Raw genomic sequence first — 19,238 nt, 5'->3', positions numbered from 1 at the left:
TTCCAATTGGAGTTCTAACAGCAGAAACGATGACTATTTTTTTCATTTTATTTTAATTTGAATACGAATATAAACATTATTTACAAAACGTAAATAATTTAAACAAAAAAACCGCTAATAAAAGCGGTTTTCTTTGTGATCCCAGAAGGATTCGAACCTTCGACCTACGCATTAGAAGTGCGTTGCTCTATCCAGCTGAGCTATGGAACCCTACAAGTTTAAAGAAAACTTATAAAAGTCGGGGTGGCAGGATTCGAACCTGCGACCTCCTGCTCCCAAAGCAGGCGCGATAACCGGGCTACGCTACACCCCGAAAAGATTATCTTTTTTATTTTATAAAATAATAAATTTATAAAATAAAACAAAAAAAGCGGAGAGTAAGGGATTCGAACCCTTGGTACAGTTACCCATACGCATGTTTAGCAAACATGTCCTTTCGGCCACTCAGGCAACTCTCCAAAATTCAATATAAATATAAGAACTTTTCTCTTTAAGCGGTTGCAAATGTAACCTTTCATAATAATATTTACAACATTTTAAACTCTTTTTTTTTATATTAATTTCAGCAAAATATGAATCACTTAAAAATCAAATAAATAGAGATTCTAATTTATAAAATCTTAAATTTATAAGTAATAACTTGACTTGTAAAATGAATTTTCCCTAAAAAATAGTAAATTTGCATTTCAAACAAATAAACATCAATTCAATACCAATAATTATGAGTAAAAAAATAGTTATCGTTTCGGCTGTTAGAACACCAATTGGAAGTTTTATGGGTTCATTATCAACTGTTTCTGCAACACATCTTGGAGCAGCTGCAATAAAAGGAGCTTTAAATAAAATTAATTTAGATCCAAATTTGGTAGACGAAGTGTTTATGGGAAATGTTGTTCAAGCTGGAGTTGGTCAAGCACCAGCAAGACAAGCCGCAATTTATGCAGGTTTATCTAACGAAGTTACTTGTACTACTGTTAATAAAGTTTGTGCTTCTGGTATGAAAGCAATAATGTTTGGTGCACAAGCAATAATGGCAGGCGATGCAGAAATTGTTGTTGCTGGAGGAATGGAAAACATGAGTTTAATTCCGCATTATGTTCATTTAAGAAACGGAGTGAAATTTGGACCAACTTCTATGCAAGATGGAATGCAAAAAGATGGACTAGTTGATGCTTATGATAATAATGCAATGGGAGTTTCGGCTGATTTATGTGCTTCAGAATATAAAATTACACGCGAAGAACAAGATAATTATGCAATTCAATCATATGAGCGATCTGCAAAAGCATGGGAATCCGGAAAATTTGATTCAGAAATTGTTCCTGTAGCTGTACCACAAAGAAAAGGTGATCCAATAATGGTTACAAAAGACGAAGAATATACTAATGTAAAATTAGATAAAATTCCAACTTTAAATCCTGTTTTTACAAAAGATGGAACTGTAACCGCTGCCAATGCTTCAACAATTAATGATGGTGCAGCTGCTGTAATATTGATGAGTGAAGAAAAAGCTTTATCTATGAATTTAAAACCTTTGGCATATATAAAATCATATGCAGATGCAGCTCAAGAACCAAAATGGTTTACAACTTCACCAGCAAAAGCATTGCCAAAAGCGTTAAACAAAGCTGGCATTTCTATTTCGGATGTAGATTATTTTGAGTTTAATGAAGCATTTTCTGTTGTTGGATTAGCTAATGCAAAAATATTAGGATTATCAAATGATAAAATAAATGTTAATGGTGGAGCAGTTTCATTAGGTCATCCGTTAGGATGTTCTGGAGCAAGAATTGTTGTAACTTTAATTAATGTTTTACAGCAAAACAATGCAAAAATTGGTGCTGCAGCAATTTGTAATGGTGGTGGTGGTGCTTCTGCAATTATAATTGAAAAAGCATAATTATAAATTTAAAAAAACTAAATTATTTGCATGTTTGCCATTTGTAATTTATCTGTGATTCCAATTAGAATTGAACCTAGCGATAGAAGCGAAATAGTTTCTCAAGTGCTTTTTGGTGAACATTTCGAGATATTAGAACTAAATAAACAATGGGCAAAAATCAAACTTCATTTTGATGATTATGAAGGTTGGATTGACAGCAAACAATATCAAATTATTTCTAAAGAAGATTATGAATTGCTTAGTAAAGAAGCCATTATTCTAAATTCTGATTTAGTTGAATATATATCTGCACCAAATAATGTCTTAATTCCTATTACACTTGGAGTTTCTCTTTCCTTTTTAAATCATTCTGAAATAAACACCCAAAATTATGAGTTTGAAGGTTTAAAAATTAGTGGAATTAAACCAAAATCAAATTTAATGAATATTGCCAATATGTATTTAAACGCTCCATATCTTTGGGGTGGAAAAACACCTTTTGGAATAGATTGTTCTGGTTTTACACAAATGGTTTATAAATTAAATGGATATAAATTACTAAGAGATGCTTCTCAACAATCTAGTCAAGGTGAGGTTTTAAGTTTTATTGAAGAAAGTGAACCTGGAGATTTAGCTTTTTTTGATAATGAAGATGGTAAAATAATTCATGTTGGAATCATTCTTGAAAATAATTACATAATTCATGCAAGCGGAAAAGTTAGAATTGATAGATTAGACCATCTTGGAATTTATAATGCTGAAGTAAATAGACACACGCATAGACTACGAGTTATTAAAAAAATTATATAAAAAAAGTCCTGAAATTTCAGGACTTTTTAGTTATTTAGTTTAGAGAATTATTTTTTCTCTTTCTTTTCCATTTTAGCTTTTAAGTCAGCAAGAATATCATTGTTATCTCCTAATGTAGATGCAGACGATGCATTGTTGTTAGATGAAACAGATTCAGCAACAGCTTTCACATTTTTCTCTTCCTCTTCGCGGAAAATAGCAGTGTGAGATGCAACTACTCTTTTAAATTCTTTATTGAACTCAATAACTTTGAAATCGGCAACATCACCTTTTTTCAATTTTTTACCATCTTCTTTTTCTAAGTGACGTGTTGGAATAAATGCAACAACATCTTCTCCGAAATCAACAGTTGCACCTTTGTCAACAATCTCAGCGATAGTTCCGTTATGGATAGTTCCAACTGCGAAAGCATCTTCATGTTTATCCCAAGGATTAGCAGTAGTTTGTTTGTGACCTAAAGATAATTTACGTCCTTCAACATCTAATTCTAATACAACTACATCTAGTTTGTCACCTACGTTAACAAATTCTGATGGATGTTTGATTTTTTTAGTCCAAGATAAATCAGAAATATATACTAAACCATCAATACCTTCTTCAAGTTCTACGAAGATACCAAAGTTTGTAAAGTTTCTAACTATACCAGTATGTTTAGAACCAACTGGATATTTGGCTGTAATATCTGTCCATGGATCTTGCGTCATTTGCTTAATACCTAATGACATTTTTCTTTCGTCTCTGTCAAGAGTTAAAACAACAGCTTCTACAATATCACCAACTTTTACGAAATCTTGAGCAGAACGTAAATGAGTTGACCAAGACATTTCTGAAACGTGAATTAAACCTTCTACACCTTCTGCAACTTCAATAAAAGCTCCATAATCTGCAATAACAACTACTTTACCTTTTACTTTGTCACCAACTTTAAGTTCAGTTCCAAGTGCATCCCAAGGATGAGTATTTAATTGTTTTAGTCCTAATTGTATTCTTGTTTTTTCGTCGTCAAAATCAAGGATTACAACATTTAATTTTTGATCTAATTCAAGAACTTCACTTGGGTGATTGATTCTAGACCAAGATAAATCTGTAATGTGAATTAATCCGTCAACTCCACCTAAATCGATGAAAACACCATAAGAAGTAATGTTTTTTACAATACCTTCTAATACTTGTCCTTTTTCTAATTGACCAATAATTTCTTTTTTCTGAACTTCGATATCTGCTTCGATAAGCGCTTTGTGCGAAACAACAACGTTTTTAAATTCGTGATTAATTTTCACAACTTTAAATTCCATCATTTTGTTTACATATACATCATAGTCACGAATTGGTTTCACATCAATTTGTGAACCTGGTAAGAATGCTTCAATTCCGAAAACATCTACAATCATACCACCTTTAGTTCTACATTTTACAAAACCAGTAACAATTTCACCTGTTTCATTAGCAGAAATAACTCTATCCCATGATTTAATAGTTCTTGCTTTTCTGTGAGATAATACTAATTGACCTGTTTTATCTTCACGAATGTCGATAAGCACTTCAACTTTATCACCTACTTTTAATCCTGGATTGTAACGAAATTCGTTTAATGAAATTACACCTTCCGATTTTGCGTTAATGTCAACAATAGCGTCACGGTCAGTAATTCTTACAACCACACCTTCTACTACTTCTTCTTGATCTGTATCAATAAAAGTTTTTGATACTAAATCTTCAAATTCTTGTAAGTTTTTTTCGTCAACTAAATCGATTCCTTCAGAATAGTTGTGCCAATTAAAACCGTTTAAAAAATCTTGTTGTTCTTTGTTTAATTCAGACATGCTGATAAAAAATTTGTATTTTGTTTTTCGTGAGTTTCTTTAAGCGATAGAAAAACAAAAGTGTTTTACATAAATAATTGATTTCCAAACGAAACTTTGCTCTGCATTTTGGACTGCAAAAGTAATGCTTTTTTGTTTATTTTCAAAATAATTTCAAAAGAAAACCCTTTCAAAGTTTTAAACTCAGAAAGGGTTGAAAATAGTATAGTTTTTATAGATTTTTACTCTTTAATAAATTTAGCAGTACTAGTTCCTTTATCAGAAATTAAATTTATAAAATAAGTACCAGTTTTTAAACTAGAAACATCAATTGTTTTGACCTCTTTTGCGTTTGGAATTACTAAAACCAATTGACCTAATGTGTTGTAAATACTAATTGAAGAAACTTCAATTGTGTTTTTTACTTGAATATTTAAAGTGTTTTTTGTTGGATTTGGATACAAATTAAAGTAGGTTGAAAACTCAAAATCTGAATTTGATAAAGCTGCAATAGTTGTAGTATAATTATTTGTAATAATTGGAAAATTATAATCAAAATAAATACTTGCTGTATTGCTAAAAGTATCGCCCAAAACTAAACTTGGATTGGTTTTTATTTTGAAAGCAACATAACCATCATTAGTAACATTATCAAAAGGTAATTGAATGTTTTCAAAAATAAATTCTACTTTATTGGTTTCAGATATTCGAGTTACGTAGGAATGACTTCCATCAATTGGAACTAATGTTGAAACATCAAATTTAGTTGTATCAATCATGTCTTTAACAACAATATTTTGTGCATTTGCTGTACCAGTATTTTCAAATCTAATCATGTAATGAACATATTCTCCAACTTTATCTGGAGTTATTGTTGTGCCTTCTAAACATGTTTTATCGTTTGGATCGAGTGCGTTTACAACTTCTTGTCTTAAAGAAGCTGTGTTATCTAATGGAGTTTCATCTGTTAAACCAATAACTTGAGCTACATAACTTAACAAATCGCCACTACTTAAAGCAGGTGTTTCTGTTGGAGAATTTAAATTTAAATCAACTAGAATTTCTCTAGATTCAAATGGCTGTAAATTGTTAAAGTTCCAATTTAAATTATCTAAAGTTTGTGTAGAAACTGTTGGGTTGGAAGAAACAAAATCTAAAACGGAATCTTCAAATAATAAATTTACAGTTCCAGATTGTGTTTGCGTTCCTTTATTTTTATAAATGATTTTATAAGTAGCGTTAAAACCTGGTCTTGCCAAAGTAATAGGCAAAATCGTTATTTCTAAATCGTTATGAATACCATTAGCTGAGATGCAAAAATCTTGAACATAAGGACTTGCTTGAGTTGGAAAAGTAACTGTCAGACTAGTTGGCGAAATATTAAAATAACTTGAGTTTTCAAAAACAGGAGATAATGTGTGTGTTCCTGCTTGAACTGGAATAGAATAATTTCCGGAATTATTTGAGAATAAACTTCCTGAAATTGTGCTATTAGTTATATTAATTTGACAATTTGGAAAAGCTATATCAGTTGCATCACAACCATTATTATTTTGATCATATTTTGTATTGCCTTGAATTGTGTAGAATGTTCCTCCTGGAGTAAAGCTACAATAGCTATTTACTTGGCAATTGGTATATCCATAGGTGTTTAAAAAATTTTGAATATCTGTTATTTCACCTTCATCGGCACAGATATATTCTAGGTTTGGATTACTTCCAAATTCCGAAATATTCATTCTACCATTTTTAACATTTAAACTTGTAAGTTGATTATTATTAACATTTAAATAAACTAAATGTGTTAAATCGCTAACGTCAATATTTATAAGATGGTTGTTATAACAAATCAATTCAACAATACTTATCAATCCACTTAAATTTAAACTTGCAAGTTGGTTATTAGAACAAAATATAGAATTAATATTTATTAATTCACTTAAATCAATACTTGTAAGCTGATTGTTAAAACAATGTAAATAGAAAAGATTTGTTAATCCACTTAAATTTAAACTTGTAAGTTGGTTATTATCACAATCTAAACTAACAAGATTTTTTAATCCATCAAAATTTAAACTTATTAATTGGTTATAATTGCAATATAAATAATTAAGATATGTTAATCCACTTAAATCTAAATTAGTTAATAGGTTATTATTGCAATATAAACTATTAAGATATGTTAATCCACTAACATTTAAACTTATAAGTTGGTTACTTCCACAATTTAAATTTGAGAGATTTATTAATCCACTTAAATCTAAACTTGTAAGTTGATTACTAACGCAATTCAAACTAGTAAGATTGTATAATCCACTTACATTCAAACTAGTAAGTTGATTATTACTACAATACAAAGTAGAAAGATTTGATAATCCATTTTCATTTAAATATATAAGTTGGTTATTAGAGCAATCTAAACTAGTAAGATTTATTAACCCAATAACATCAAAACTTATAAGTTGATTACTATTACAATATAGACTTTGAAGATTTAGAAAATTATTCACGCCTTCTAAAGAAGAAATATTTGATAATGAAATATCTAAACCAATAACTTGATTTGCTTCTGAAATTTGAATTTCGCCATCATTATTAGAATCAATTTTAAAATAATTATTTGAAAAATTTGACGCTATTGAATTACTTGGGCTTGCTTCAAGTAACTTTGACTTGAAATTAGCATCAGGAATATTTACAATTTGGGCATTTGTAACTTTAGTAAATAAAAACAACAATAGTAATGATAAATTTTTCATAGCGTTTAATGGTTAGTTATACTATAGATGCAAAAATGTTAAAAAGGTTGCGTTAAATTAACAAGTAAATATTTAAAAAAAATAACATCTATTTTTCTAACAATATTTTAGACAACTGACCATCAATTAATATATATTCTGCTAGTTCTTCGCTATTGAATTCTATTTTTCCTTTACTATCTAGTGATGACGTTTTATTTTCTATCGTTAAATAATTTTTTCCAGATTTAGATTTATATAATGTAAAAACACTATGGTTTTCTGATTCATGATTTACATCTTTATTTAAAAAATCAAATCCCGAATGATTATTTGATGCTATATCAGCAATTATTTGTTGCTTGTTTTCTATATAAGTAAGTGCTGGTAAAACAAACTCTTCATACCAAGAATTGGTAGTTTCTGAAAATGGCTTTTTAGCTTCTAGAAATGGTAAATAACTAGACAAACCTACAACTATTACAAATTCGATTGCCCAAATTACCCAAAGAAAAGTTCCACTAGCGGTTGCTCCTCTTATTCCCCAAGTTCCATATTCGTTAACATTACAAATATTTTCAAAAACTACACTTGGTTGAAGAATCAATGAAAAAACTTGTAGAAATTCAATATTACTAACTGTTACTCCTATTCGTTCTGAACCATATGATTGTCCGGCATTGAAAACCAAATCTATCCAAACTGACCAATGAAAATAAAGAGCAATTATTCCTGCGAAAAAACCTATTGCAAATGCTAATGTTGGATTTCTAACCTTTCCTTTCTTGATAACAAACTTGCTAATGCAAATTGACACAAGAAGTCCGAATCCTATAGCAATAAATAAATTAATATACACAAAAGGAATATACCAAATACAGTAAGCATAAATTAATCCGAGTATTGGAAAAGCAACTAAGCTTACTAATAAAAAATATAAAATAAATTGCAACGAAAATTTGCCTGATGGTTTATAAAATTGAGTCATATTTTAATGATTTATTTTTGCTACGTCTTCTGGATTGTGTTTGTGTTTGAAGAAAACTGCGAATGCAATTGCAATAACCAATGCATAACCAGCAAATGAAAGCCAGATGTTGTGCCAATCTCTGATACCTTCGTGAGTAAAATATTTATCTATTACAATTCCGCTTAGTAAACCACCGAAGAAAGCTCCAAAACCATTAGACATCATCATAAATAATCCTTGCGCACTTGATCTAATTCTAGATTCTGTTGTAGTTTCTATAAATAATGAACCCGAAATGTTGAAAAAGTCAAAAGCCATTCCGTAAACAATACAAGAAGCAATTATCATCCATAATCCATCAACTGGATTTCCGTAAGCAAATAATCCGAAACGTAAAACCCAAGCCAACATACTAATTAACATTACTTGTTTTATTCCGTAACGTTTCAAGAAAAATGGAATTGCTAATATAAATAAGGTTTCAGAAATTTGAGAAATAGACATAATAATTGTAGAATATTTTACTACAAATGAATCTGCATATTGTGGAACTTTAGAAAATTCAGATAAATATACATCACCATACATATTGGTTAATTGCAAAGCACCACCAAGAAACATTGAAAAAATAAAAAACAATGCCATTTTATAAGTTCCAAAAAGTTTAAAAGCATCTAAACCAAGTTTTTGAACCAATGAAGCATCATCAGAAATTAGTTTTTGTGGAGGACATTTTGGTAATGTAAAAGAATAAATTCCTAGAATTACTGCAGCAATTGCAGCAATATAAAACATATTAGCAGAAGCTTTATTGTTTGTTAGATTTGTTAACCACATTGCTGCAATAAAACCAATAGTTCCCCAAACTCTAATAGGTGGAAAAACCTTAATGACATCGAAATTATTATTTTTTAATATATTATATGCAATTGAATTTGATAAAGAAATTGTAGGCATATAACACAACATTGCAGCAAAAATCACATAATAAAATGTTGTTGGATTATCTACTTGAGGAATGTAAAACAATGCTAAACCTCCAAGAATATGTAAAATTCCGTATAATTTTTCGGCATTTATCCATTTGTCTGCGATAATTCCTGTAATTGCTGGCATTACTATTGAGGACAAACCTAAGGTAGAAAATATGGCTCCAAATTCGGCACCACTCCATTGTTTTGTGCCAAACCAATAATTTGCAACTGTTATGAGCCATGCACCCCAAACAAAAAATTGGAGAAAACTCATTATTGTTAATCGTAATTTAATTCCCATAAAAGTTATAATGATATTAATAGATTGTAAATCTACTATTAAAATCTAAAAATCCAAATGTTTGAATGTCTAAATTTAAGAATTCATTACTTCCTCTACCAATTCTAAAACTGCTTTAAATTGTTCTTCTTTATCAAGATAAGAGTTATCAATTTCAATAGCATCATTTGCAATTACTAATGGCGAATCATCTCTGTGAGTATCAATATAATCGCGTTCTTCTACGTTTTTTAATACTTCTTCATAAGTTACATCATCACCTTTGGCTTGCAATTCATCATAACGACGTTGAGCACGAGTTTCTGGACTTGCTGTCATGAAAATTTTAAGTTCGGCATCAGGAAAAACTACTGTTCCAATATCTCTACCGTCCATAACAATGGCTTTATTTTTTCCCATTTCTTGCTGTTGCTCTACTAGTTTGGCACGAACTTGAGATATTTCTGCAACTCTACTAACAAAATTTGAAACTTCTATTGTTCTTATTTCTTTTTCGACATTAACATCATTTAAATACATTTCTGCAAAACCTAATTCTGCATTGAATTTAAAATTCAACTTGATGCTTGGAACACTGTTTATTAATGTTTGCTTATCGAAAAAATCATAATCTATGTAACCATTTTGCATAGCAAATAAAGTCACTGCACGATACATTGCACCAGTATCAACATATATGTAATTCAAATGTTTAGCCAATTGTTTAGCCAAGGTGCTTTTTCCTGTTGATGAATATCCGTCGATTGCTATTGTTATCGTTTTCAAAATAAATTATTTGTAAAGTTTTTATTTTTTATATCTATCGTCTGAAAAATTAATTGTTAGCCCAAATAAACTTGTATTTGCTGCCAATGTGTATCTCGAATATGAATAATTAAATTTCATTTTACCCATTTTTAATCCAAAACCTATTGATAAGCCAGAGAAATTTCTTTGTTCTAAAACTCTCAATTCTTCGGCTCTTCTAAAATTGTATCCTAAACGTAGATTAAATCCTTTATTAGGAAATAATTCTGCTCCAAGAACTACATGTCTCAAGGCATTGTTAATAAAACCAACTTTTTCTGGAGTTGCATTTCCGTCAATACTACCAATTGCTCTGTTTGGATTTGAGAAAGCAATATTCCATTGTTGCATATTTTCTAGTGTTAAATGCCATCTAATTGGAACATTTTCAACTTCTTGAGAAACACCTACTAGAATTTCTAAAGGTAGTTTTTCTTGAGTTCCAGCATAGGTTGTTATTTGAGTTCCAACATTTCTAACAACCAAAGCCCAATTTACATCATTACTTACATCTATAAATAATGCGCCAAAGTCTACTGCTCCACCAAAAGAATTATAACTTTCTAATGTTGATGAAATAAATTTGGCATTTGCACCAAAATAAAATTCTGTAAAAGGAACATTGTAGGCATATCCAAAAGAAAGTGCTATTTCGCTACCGGTAAAAGAGGATGTTGGCTGGCCATTTTCGTCATAACCGTCTAATTTTCCATAATTTACATAGTTAACTCCTGCATGAAATGTTTGAACGTGTTTGTCATAAGTATAAGCATAAGCAGCTGTACCATAAGTAACTTCTCCAAAATAACTTCCGTAGTTTAGTGCCAAATTATTATCCATGGTTTCGTTAATCGTAGCCGGATTAAAATGTGCTTGATTAACATCGTTATCATAAATTGTAATTGTTTTTCCTCCTAAAGCTGCTTGCCTTGGAGATGTAACTAGATTAAGAAACTGATAAACAGACTTACCTCCAATTTGGCTGTAATTTACAGCACAAAATAGCATCAAAATGACGGTAAATAGTTTTTTTAACATACAAAAAATAGCAATTCCTCAATCTATAACGGAAATGCGAAGATATTATTTTTAAAGTTATGATGAAAAGAAAAATAAAAAGGCATGAGTTTATTATTCTCATGCCTTTTTAAAAATTATTTTTTTAAAGGTTTTAATCTAAAATTTTTGCGTTTTTAACCATTTGATTTGTAATTGCTATGTCAATTACTTCGCTCATTTCTTTAACGTAATGAAAGGTTAAACCATCTAGATAATTGGCTTTAATTTCTTCAATATCACTTTTATTTTCGTGACAAAGGATTATTTCTTTAATGTTTGCTCTTTTGGCTGCAAGTATCTTTTCTTTAATTCCTCCAACTGGCAATACTTTTCCGCGAAGTGTTATTTCACCAGTCATTGCTATGCCTTTTTTTATTTTTCGTTGAGTAAATAAAGAAACCAAAGATGTCAACATTGCAATTCCAGCACTTGGTCCATCTTTTGGGGTTGCACCTTCTGGAACGTGTAAATGAATATTATATTTGGTTAAAATGTCTTGATTTAATCCAAAAATCTCTGCATTTGCTTTAATATATTCTAATGCTATTGTTGCAGATTCTTTCATTACAGTGCCTAAATTTCCTGTTAAGGTAAGAACTCCTTTTCCTTTGGAAATCAATGATTCAATAAATAAAATATCTCCACCAACAGAAGTCCATGCTAAACCTGTTACAACTCCAGCCACATCATTTCCTTCGGCTTTGTCACGTTCTAGTTTTGGAGCTCCAAGTATATTAATAATATCGTCTTCAGTAATTTTTTTATTGTATTCTTCTTCCATTGCTACAGATTTGGCAGCATTTCTAATTACTTGAGCTATTTTTTGTTCTAAACTTCTTACTCCAGATTCGCGAGTATAACCTTCAACAATTTTTTCTAATTGTTTTTTTCCTATGGTTAAATCTTTAGAAGTTAATCCGTGTTCTTTTAATTGTTTTGGAAATAAATGTTGTTTTGCAATTTCAACTTTTTCTTCTGTTGTATATCCAGACATTTTAATAACTTCCATTCTGTCTTTTAGTGCTGGTTGAATGGTTGACATGGTATTGGAAGTTGCAATAAACATAACTTTAGATAAATCGTAACCCATTTCTAGGAAATTATCATAAAAAGAATTGTTTTGTTCTGGATCTAAAACTTCAAGCAAAGCAGATGATGGATCGCCTTGACTACTAACTGAAAGTTTATCAATTTCATCTAATATAAAAACTGGATTTGATGTTTGTGCTTTTTTTATACTTTGAATAATTCTTCCAGGCATTGCACCAATATAGGTTTTTCTGTGACCACGAATTTCAGCTTCGTCACGCAAACCACCAAGAGAAATTCTAACATATTCTCTACCCAAAGCTTCGGCAACTGATTTTCCAATAGAAGTTTTTCCAACTCCTGGAGGACCAGTTAAGCAAATTATTGGCGATTTCATGTCGTTTCTTAATTTTAGTACTGCCAAATGTTCAATCATTCTTTTCTTTACATCTTCAAGTCCAAAATGATCTCTATCTAATACTTTTTGTGCATTTTTTAAATCGAAATTATCTTTCGAGTATTTACTCCAAGGCAATTCTAAAAATAAATCTAAATAATTTCTTTGAATTCCAAAATCTGGCGCTTGCGGATTCATTCGTTGCATTTTGGAAAATTCTTTTTCAAAATGTTTACTTGTTTTTTCGTCCCATTTTTTGGCTTTTGCACGCAGACGCATATCTTCAAATTCTTGCTCATTAGAAACGCCTCCAAGTTCTTCTTGAATGGTTTTCATTTGTTGATGCAAAAAATATTCTCGTTGTTGTTGGTCTAAATCAAATCGAACTTTAGATTGAATATCGTTTTTTAGTTCAAGTTTTTGCAATTCAATATTCATGTATCGCAATGTTTCCAATGCGCGTTCTTTTAGAACATTCATCATCAATAAATTTTGCTTATCTTCAACAGAAAGATTCATGTTTGATGATACAAAATTTATTAGAAAAGATTGACTTTCAATATTTTTAATGGCAAAAGTTGCTTCAGTTGGAATATTTGGACTTTCTTTTATTATTTGAATTGCTAATTCTTTGATAGATTCTACAATAGTAGAAAATTCAGAATCATGTTTTCCTGGTCTTTTTTCAGTAACTTCTTTTACTGTTGCTTTTATGTATGGTTTTTCCGAAATAACTGCGTCAATTTCGAAACGCTTTTTACCTTGAAGAATTACGGTTACATTTCCATCAGGCATTTTTAGAACACGAAGAATTCTTGCAACTGTACCAACTTGATGAATATCGTTTTTTGTTGGATCTTCATCTCCTTCATTTCTTTGAGCAACGACTCCAATAATTTTATTTCCAGCGTTTGCTTCATTGATAAGTTTTATCGATTTATCTCTTCCTGCTGTAATTGGAATTACAACTCCTGGAAATAAAACGGTATTTCGAAGTGGTAAAATTGGCAAAGTAGAAGGTAATTCTTCATTGGCCATTTCTTCTTCATCTTCAGGTGTTAAAAGTGGAATTAATTCGGCTTCAGAATCAAATTCTTGAAGTGACAAATTATCAAAGGCAATTATTTTATGGTTTGACATGATTTATTGTAAGTCAATATGACATTAAAAATTTAAGCAAATATACTTTTTAGATAACAATCAAGAAATTAAAATCGATGTATTGCAATAAAAACGCCATTAAATAGTATAGTTATGCAGTTTGTCGATGTCTTTTATATAATTTAATGATTATTATTTATAAAAAATCCGCCATAAAGACGGATATTAATATAAGCAAATACTTATTATAAGTAGGTAATATTAAAAGTTCCAACAGAAACATTATAGGTAGCTGGTGAAAAGAAGCTTGTACCAATAAAATTAAAGGTGCCAATTATTTTTTTGTTGGTAACATCGTGGCTAGTAATTGTAATACTTCCTGAATCTCCACCAAAAACTCCTTCTCCTGTTGAATTTAAAATGTAAGTTCCAGAATATTCTCCTCCAAAACTAATATCATAAGTTCCAGGCGTAACATTATCTGGTAAAAATAAGCCAATATTTTCAACACTTCCTCTTCTACCAACTAAAGAAATTATTCCACTATTTTTAAAACCATCAATGTTTGTTGGAGTAAAATCTGCGCCATTTAGTTTTGCAAAAAAAGTATTTTCAGTAGGAGAAGTAGTATTAGTTGTATAAGTTAAATTAAATTGACCATTAGTAAAAACTTTTGTTTGAAGAGTAGTTCCACCTGTACCGCCAAATCTAACGCCTGTAAATTTAAAAGTTCCTGTAATATTAGTAGTTGTAGAATTTAAACTAACAATATTTACTTCGGCAGTATCAACATAACTTGGTTCATCGGCAAACTCACCAACAGCATCACTTGCACTTACATAAGCACTTTCTGCTGTTCCTGTAGAATATGCAAGACCTAATGCGTTTGAAGTTCCGTCAAAATCTGACCAAGTATAAGTTCCAACAGTTCCATTAGGAATTGTTATTTGAAAAAATTCTCCAGTAGCTGATTTTAATCCTGTTATAGCAATATAATCTGTATTGACTATTGCTTGAGTTACAGTTGCTGTAAAAGTTTGACCGTCATAATCTACTTTGAAAGTTCCAGTTACAGTTCCGCCAGGATTATCTACATCACTACCTAAATCTATTAAACTATCAATAGGTTCATTATCACAAGATATAAATGAGAAAGCACTAAATAATAATAAAAAAGCAGTAAAAAATTTTATTTTTTTCATTGTTGATATTTTTTTCAAATATAATTATTTTTTAGAAACTAAAATTAATTTTTTAGAGTTCTTATTTTGATGTAAAAGCATTTTTTTTCATGATGCTTAATACAATATATCCTATAAGGAAGAAAATTGCTAAAATAAATATTGAGTTTTTTAGTGAATCAGAAATTGCTCCAACAAAACCAAAAATGAAAGTTCCTAAAACTATAGCTATTTTTTCTGTTACATCATAAAAGCTAAAATAGGTTGCATGATCTTCTGTTTCTGGAAGCAATTTAGAATACGTTGAACGAGAAAGTGACTGAGTTGCACCAAGAACCATTCCTATTGCAGCTGCGAGTAAATAAACTTGAATGTCAATATATTCACTTTTTGCATCTAGAAAATAAATAACAAAGCATACAATTCCCCAAATGGCAACAGTGATTTTTAATGTTTTAATATTGCCAATTTTTTCAGAAATTCTTGAAAACAAAAAAGCTCCAAAAATTGCCACCAAATTTATTAATAGAATTATTATAATCAATTTACTAGTTTCTATTTCTAATTCTTTTTTTACATAAACCCCTAATAACAATATAATTGTCTGAACTCCAACGCTATAAAAAAAGAAAGCTGTTAGAAAATGTTTTAATCTCGTTAATGTCTTTAATTTTTTTAATACTTTATTTAATTCTTTAAAACCTTTAAAAATAAAATCTTTTTCTGGTTTTTTATGAAAAATATTATTTGGCAAATGGTAAAATGTAATTTGTGCAAAACCCATCCACCAAATTCCAACCATTAAAAATGAAATTCTAGCAGGTAAATATTCATCTGTAATGCCGAATAACTCAGGTTTCATTACCATTATTAAATTAAAAACTAATAACAAAATAGAACCTGTGTATCCAAACATAAAACCTTTGGCGCTAACTCTATCTTGTTGTTCTGGATGTGCAATTTCGGGCAAATAAGAATTATAAAAAACAAAACTTCCCCAAAAACCAATGCTTGCTAGAATTGTAAATACAATTCCAATCCACAAATTTTCAACTCCTGTAAAGAAGTATAAACACATTACAGATAGCGAACCTAAATAACAAAAAAACTGCATAAATCGTTTTTTGTTACCTGTATAATCTGCAATTCCTGATAGTATTGGAGATATTAAAGCAACAATCAAAAAGGAAAATGATAACGAATAAGAAAGTAATGTTGAATTATGAAAATTAGTTCCTAAAAAAGGAACAATTCCATCATTTTTACTTGTGATTGATTCATAGTATATAGGAAAAACCGCTGTTGCAATTACTAAGCTATAAACAGAATTAGCCCAATCATAAAAAGCCCATGCATTAATTAATTTTGGATTTCCTTTTTCTAAGTTTGGCATATTTCTTCTATTTTAGTTAAGTGTATAAAAAAAGCCGTCAATAAAATTGACAGCTTCAAATATACTCTTTTTTTGGAATTTTTTTTATTTAAATGTAACTCCAAACTTCGCTGCTTCGGCTTTGGCTTGAGGAATTAATTTTTTTAAATTAGCAATTCTTGTGGCATCAGATGGATGTGTGCTCATGAATTCTGGTGGACCTTTTCCTGCAGAGTTTGCAGACATTCTACCCCAAAATAAAACTGCTTCGTCTGGATTATAACCTGCAATTGCCATAAGTGTTAATCCAATCATGTCTGCTTCGCTTTCGTGATTTCTACTAAAAGGTAACATTCCTCCTATTTGAGTTGCTGCACCATATGCTGTCATGGCAATTTGCTGCGTTTCTTGACTTTTATTTCCGACAGCCGCACCTACACCAACTGCACCAAGTTGTTGTAACATTCCTGCACTCATTCTTTGTTGACCATGATTTGCTAATGCATGCGAAACTTCGTGTCCCATAACGGTAGCCATTCCTGCATCGTCTTTACAAATTGGCAAAATTCCTGTATAAAAAACAATTTTTCCTCCTGGCATGCACCAAGCATTTACTGCTTTATCTTCTACAAGTTTGTATTCCCATTTATAGTCATTTAAATAGCCAACTTGACCATTAGCGTTTAACCACTTCTCTGCAGCTACTTTAATCTTTGTTCCAATTGTTTCAACTCTTTTAGCATCTACAGTTCCAGTGATAACTTTATTTTCGGTTAAAAACTGATTATATTGTTGAAAAGCCGATGGTAATATTTGACTATTTGATACGAGTGCTAAAGTTTTTTTTCCTGTAAATGGATTTTTTGAGCAAGAAAAAAGTAATACAATTGTGAATATACTTAAAATAATATTTCTTTTTTTCATAATTACTATATTTTATATTTCAATTATTAATGAATTTGATTCTAAAATGATTGTTCAAAATTAACAAATAAAAATGAGTAAAAATTATATTTTAATGTTTAAATCTTATATAATTTTGTAAAATATTCTCTACAATTATGAACCAATTAAATGCAATTCTGTAAAATCTTTATCTACAATTAATGTATTTTCTTTAAAATCTACATCCGATAAACTTACAATTTCATTATCAATTTCAATAGTTTTTACTTTGAAAGGCAAACCGTTAAAATTAATTTTTATGGTTTTATATTGCGTTTCAAAATTTCCTTCTTTGTGTTGTTGAATAATTAATTCTTTTTCTTTTCCAGTTAAGTTGAAGGTTTTATAACTGTATCTTCCTTTATTATAGTCATATCCATCGTGTGCATCTTCATAAACAACCGATTTTTCTTTACCTAATTTATAATAAACATCAAGTGATAAATCTGGTGCTTCAATTTGACCAACATATTGTTGAACAGGATATTTTGGAATTATTGAACCTTCTTTTACAAAAATTGGAATTTGATCATAATCGGTTGCAACCCAAAGTTCTCTTTGTCCTTTTACAAATTCATTTGTCCAGAAATTATACCAATTTCCTTTTGGCATATATACTCTTCTGCCTAAAGCATTGGGTTCTAGAATTGGGCAAACTAATATTTTATTTCCATAAATAAATTCATCTGTTCTATAATGAGTTTGAATGTCTTCTTGGTCAAAATATACTAATGGTTTTAGCATTGGAATACCTTCGTTTACATATTGCCAAAACATTGTATATAAATAAGGTAACAATTGATAACGAATTTCTACGAATTTTCTAGTAATATCTATAACTTCTTCGCCAAAACTCCAAGGTTCTTGTTCGCCATGATGACCAGATGAATGTGTTCTACAAAACGGATGAAAAACGCCTAGTTGAATCCATCTTGCATATAATTCTGCCGATGGTTGTTCTGCAAATCCGCCAATATCTGAACCTGTGAAACCCATTCCAGAGATTGACATTCGTTGCATTTGAATGTTGGCAATCCATAAATGTTCCCAAGTTGCTACGTTATCGCCAGTCCACGATGAAGTATATCTTTGTGCTCCAGAATAAGCAGAACGCGTAATAATAAATGGACGTTTAGGATAAGCGAAACGTTTTACACCTTCGTAAGTTGCACGTGCCATTTGAGTTCCATAAATATTATGTGCTTTTCTATGACTGCAAGGATTTCCATCATAATCGTGTCGAACATCCATAGGAAAAGTTTTTCCTGGAACTTCCATAACTGCTGGTTCGTTCATATCGTTCCAAACTCCTTTTACACCTATTTCTGAAATCAATTCTTTAAATAATCCTGCCCACCATTCTCTAACTTCTGGATTGGTATAATCTGGAAAATTACATTCGCCAGGCCAAACTTTTCCTTTCATATATGGTCCATCGGCACGTTTACAAAAATAATCTTTTTCTAATGCTTCTTTATAAACAGAATATTCTTTGTCTATTTTAATTCCAGGATCAATAATTACTACGGTTTTGAATCCGTCGGCAGCTAATTCTGCAACCATTTTTTTAGGATTTGGAAAATATTCTTTGCTCCAAGTGAAGCATCTAAAACCTTCCATATAATCGATATCTAGATAAATTGCATCGCAAGGAATTTTTAGTTCTCTAAATTTATTGGCTACTTCTTTTACTTTTGTGTCTGGAAAATAACTCCATTTGCATTGATGATAACCTAATGTCCATAATGGTGGCATTTCTGGTTTACCTGTAAGATGTGTGTACGTTGTTACAACATCGCTCATTTTTGGACCATAGACAAAATAATAATTCATTTCGCCACCATCAGCCCAAAAACTGGTTACATTTTTGCGTTCGCTACTAAAATCGAAA

13 protein-coding genes and 3 tRNA genes are annotated in these 19,238 nt (G+C 30.2%); 2 read left to right on the top strand and 14 right to left on the bottom strand.

Annotated features, from left to right (window positions below; translation table 11 throughout):
• Positions 1-136: 136 nt before the first annotated feature.
• The 3 genes from ACH2BO_RS09615 to ACH2BO_RS09605 form a co-directional block, all read right to left on the bottom strand.
• Positions 137-210, bottom strand: a tRNA-Arg gene (locus ACH2BO_RS09615).
• 28 nt (positions 211-238) lie between these two features.
• Positions 239-313 (bottom strand) — tRNA-Pro (locus ACH2BO_RS09610).
• Positions 314-371: 58 nt separating this feature from the next.
• Positions 372-458, bottom strand: a tRNA-Ser gene (locus tag ACH2BO_RS09605).
• Positions 459-721: 263 nt separating this feature from the next.
• On the opposite strand from ACH2BO_RS09605, the gene ACH2BO_RS09600 reads away from it, so the two are divergent.
• Positions 722-1,900, top strand: coding sequence for an acetyl-CoA C-acyltransferase (locus ACH2BO_RS09600; protein ID WP_395044528.1), 1,179 nt, complete (start codon positions 722-724; stop codon positions 1,898-1,900).
• Between the two features lie 30 nt (positions 1,901-1,930).
• Positions 1,931-2,692, top strand: coding sequence for an NlpC/P60 family protein (locus tag ACH2BO_RS09595; RefSeq protein ID WP_395044527.1), 762 nt, complete (start codon positions 1,931-1,933; stop codon positions 2,690-2,692).
• A gap of 47 nt (positions 2,693-2,739) precedes the next feature.
• Here ACH2BO_RS09595 and rpsA read toward each other — a convergent pair whose 3' ends face one another.
• The 11 genes from rpsA to ACH2BO_RS09540 all read right to left on the bottom strand — a co-directional run.
• Positions 2,740-4,515 carry a 30S ribosomal protein S1 gene (gene rpsA / locus ACH2BO_RS09590; protein WP_395044526.1) on the bottom strand — a complete coding sequence of 592 codons (1,776 nt, stop codon included), beginning with the start codon at positions 4,513-4,515 and terminating at the stop codon, positions 2,740-2,742.
• A gap of 221 nt (positions 4,516-4,736) precedes the next feature.
• Positions 4,737-7,253, bottom strand: coding sequence for a T9SS type A sorting domain-containing protein (locus ACH2BO_RS09585; RefSeq protein ID WP_395044525.1), 2,517 nt, complete (start codon positions 7,251-7,253; stop codon positions 4,737-4,739).
• Positions 7,254-7,341: 88 nt separating this feature from the next.
• The gene (locus ACH2BO_RS09580) at positions 7,342-8,220 is read right to left on the bottom strand and encodes a hypothetical protein (RefSeq protein ID WP_395044524.1); all 879 of its coding nucleotides are present in this window, start codon (positions 8,218-8,220) and stop codon (positions 7,342-7,344) included.
• 3 nt (positions 8,221-8,223) lie between these two features.
• Entirely contained in the window at positions 8,224-9,477 is a 1,254-nt protein-coding gene (locus ACH2BO_RS09575; RefSeq protein ID WP_395044523.1) for a nucleoside permease, read from the bottom strand.
• 75 nt (positions 9,478-9,552) lie between these two features.
• Positions 9,553-10,242 (bottom strand): (d)CMP kinase, encoded by a 690-nt coding sequence (gene cmk, locus ACH2BO_RS09570; RefSeq protein ID WP_395044522.1) that lies wholly within the window; start codon positions 10,240-10,242, stop codon positions 9,553-9,555.
• 21 nt (positions 10,243-10,263) lie between these two features.
• Positions 10,264-11,301 carry a type IX secretion system protein PorQ gene (porQ, locus tag ACH2BO_RS09565; protein WP_395044521.1) on the bottom strand — a complete coding sequence of 346 codons (1,038 nt, stop codon included), beginning with the start codon at positions 11,299-11,301 and terminating at the stop codon, positions 10,264-10,266.
• A gap of 133 nt (positions 11,302-11,434) precedes the next feature.
• Positions 11,435-13,888: an endopeptidase La gene (lon, locus tag ACH2BO_RS09560; protein WP_395044520.1), complete on the bottom strand. Its 2,454-nt coding sequence runs from the start codon at positions 13,886-13,888 to the stop codon at positions 11,435-11,437.
• A 206-nt stretch (positions 13,889-14,094) separates the two neighbouring features.
• On the bottom strand, positions 14,095-15,051 hold the full coding sequence (locus ACH2BO_RS09555; protein ID WP_395044519.1) for a DUF6252 family protein: 957 nt from the start codon (positions 15,049-15,051) through the stop codon (positions 14,095-14,097).
• Between the two features lie 61 nt (positions 15,052-15,112).
• Positions 15,113-16,423: an MFS transporter gene (locus tag ACH2BO_RS09550; protein ID WP_395044518.1), complete on the bottom strand. Its 1,311-nt coding sequence runs from the start codon at positions 16,421-16,423 to the stop codon at positions 15,113-15,115.
• Positions 16,424-16,507: 84 nt separating this feature from the next.
• Positions 16,508-17,326 carry a M48 family metallopeptidase gene (locus ACH2BO_RS09545; protein WP_395044517.1) on the bottom strand — a complete coding sequence of 273 codons (819 nt, stop codon included), beginning with the start codon at positions 17,324-17,326 and terminating at the stop codon, positions 16,508-16,510.
• 135 nt (positions 17,327-17,461) lie between these two features.
• On the bottom strand, positions 17,462-19,238 hold a 1,777-nt coding region (locus tag ACH2BO_RS09540; protein ID WP_395044516.1), incomplete at its 5' end, for a TIM-barrel domain-containing protein.

The sequence above is a fragment of the Flavobacterium sp. genome (assembly GCF_043773265.1).
Taxonomy (GTDB): Bacteria; Bacteroidota; Bacteroidia; order Flavobacteriales; family Flavobacteriaceae; genus Flavobacterium.
The sequence above is the reverse complement of the archived record's forward strand: the minus strand, read 5'-3'. Positions and strand labels throughout refer to the sequence as shown.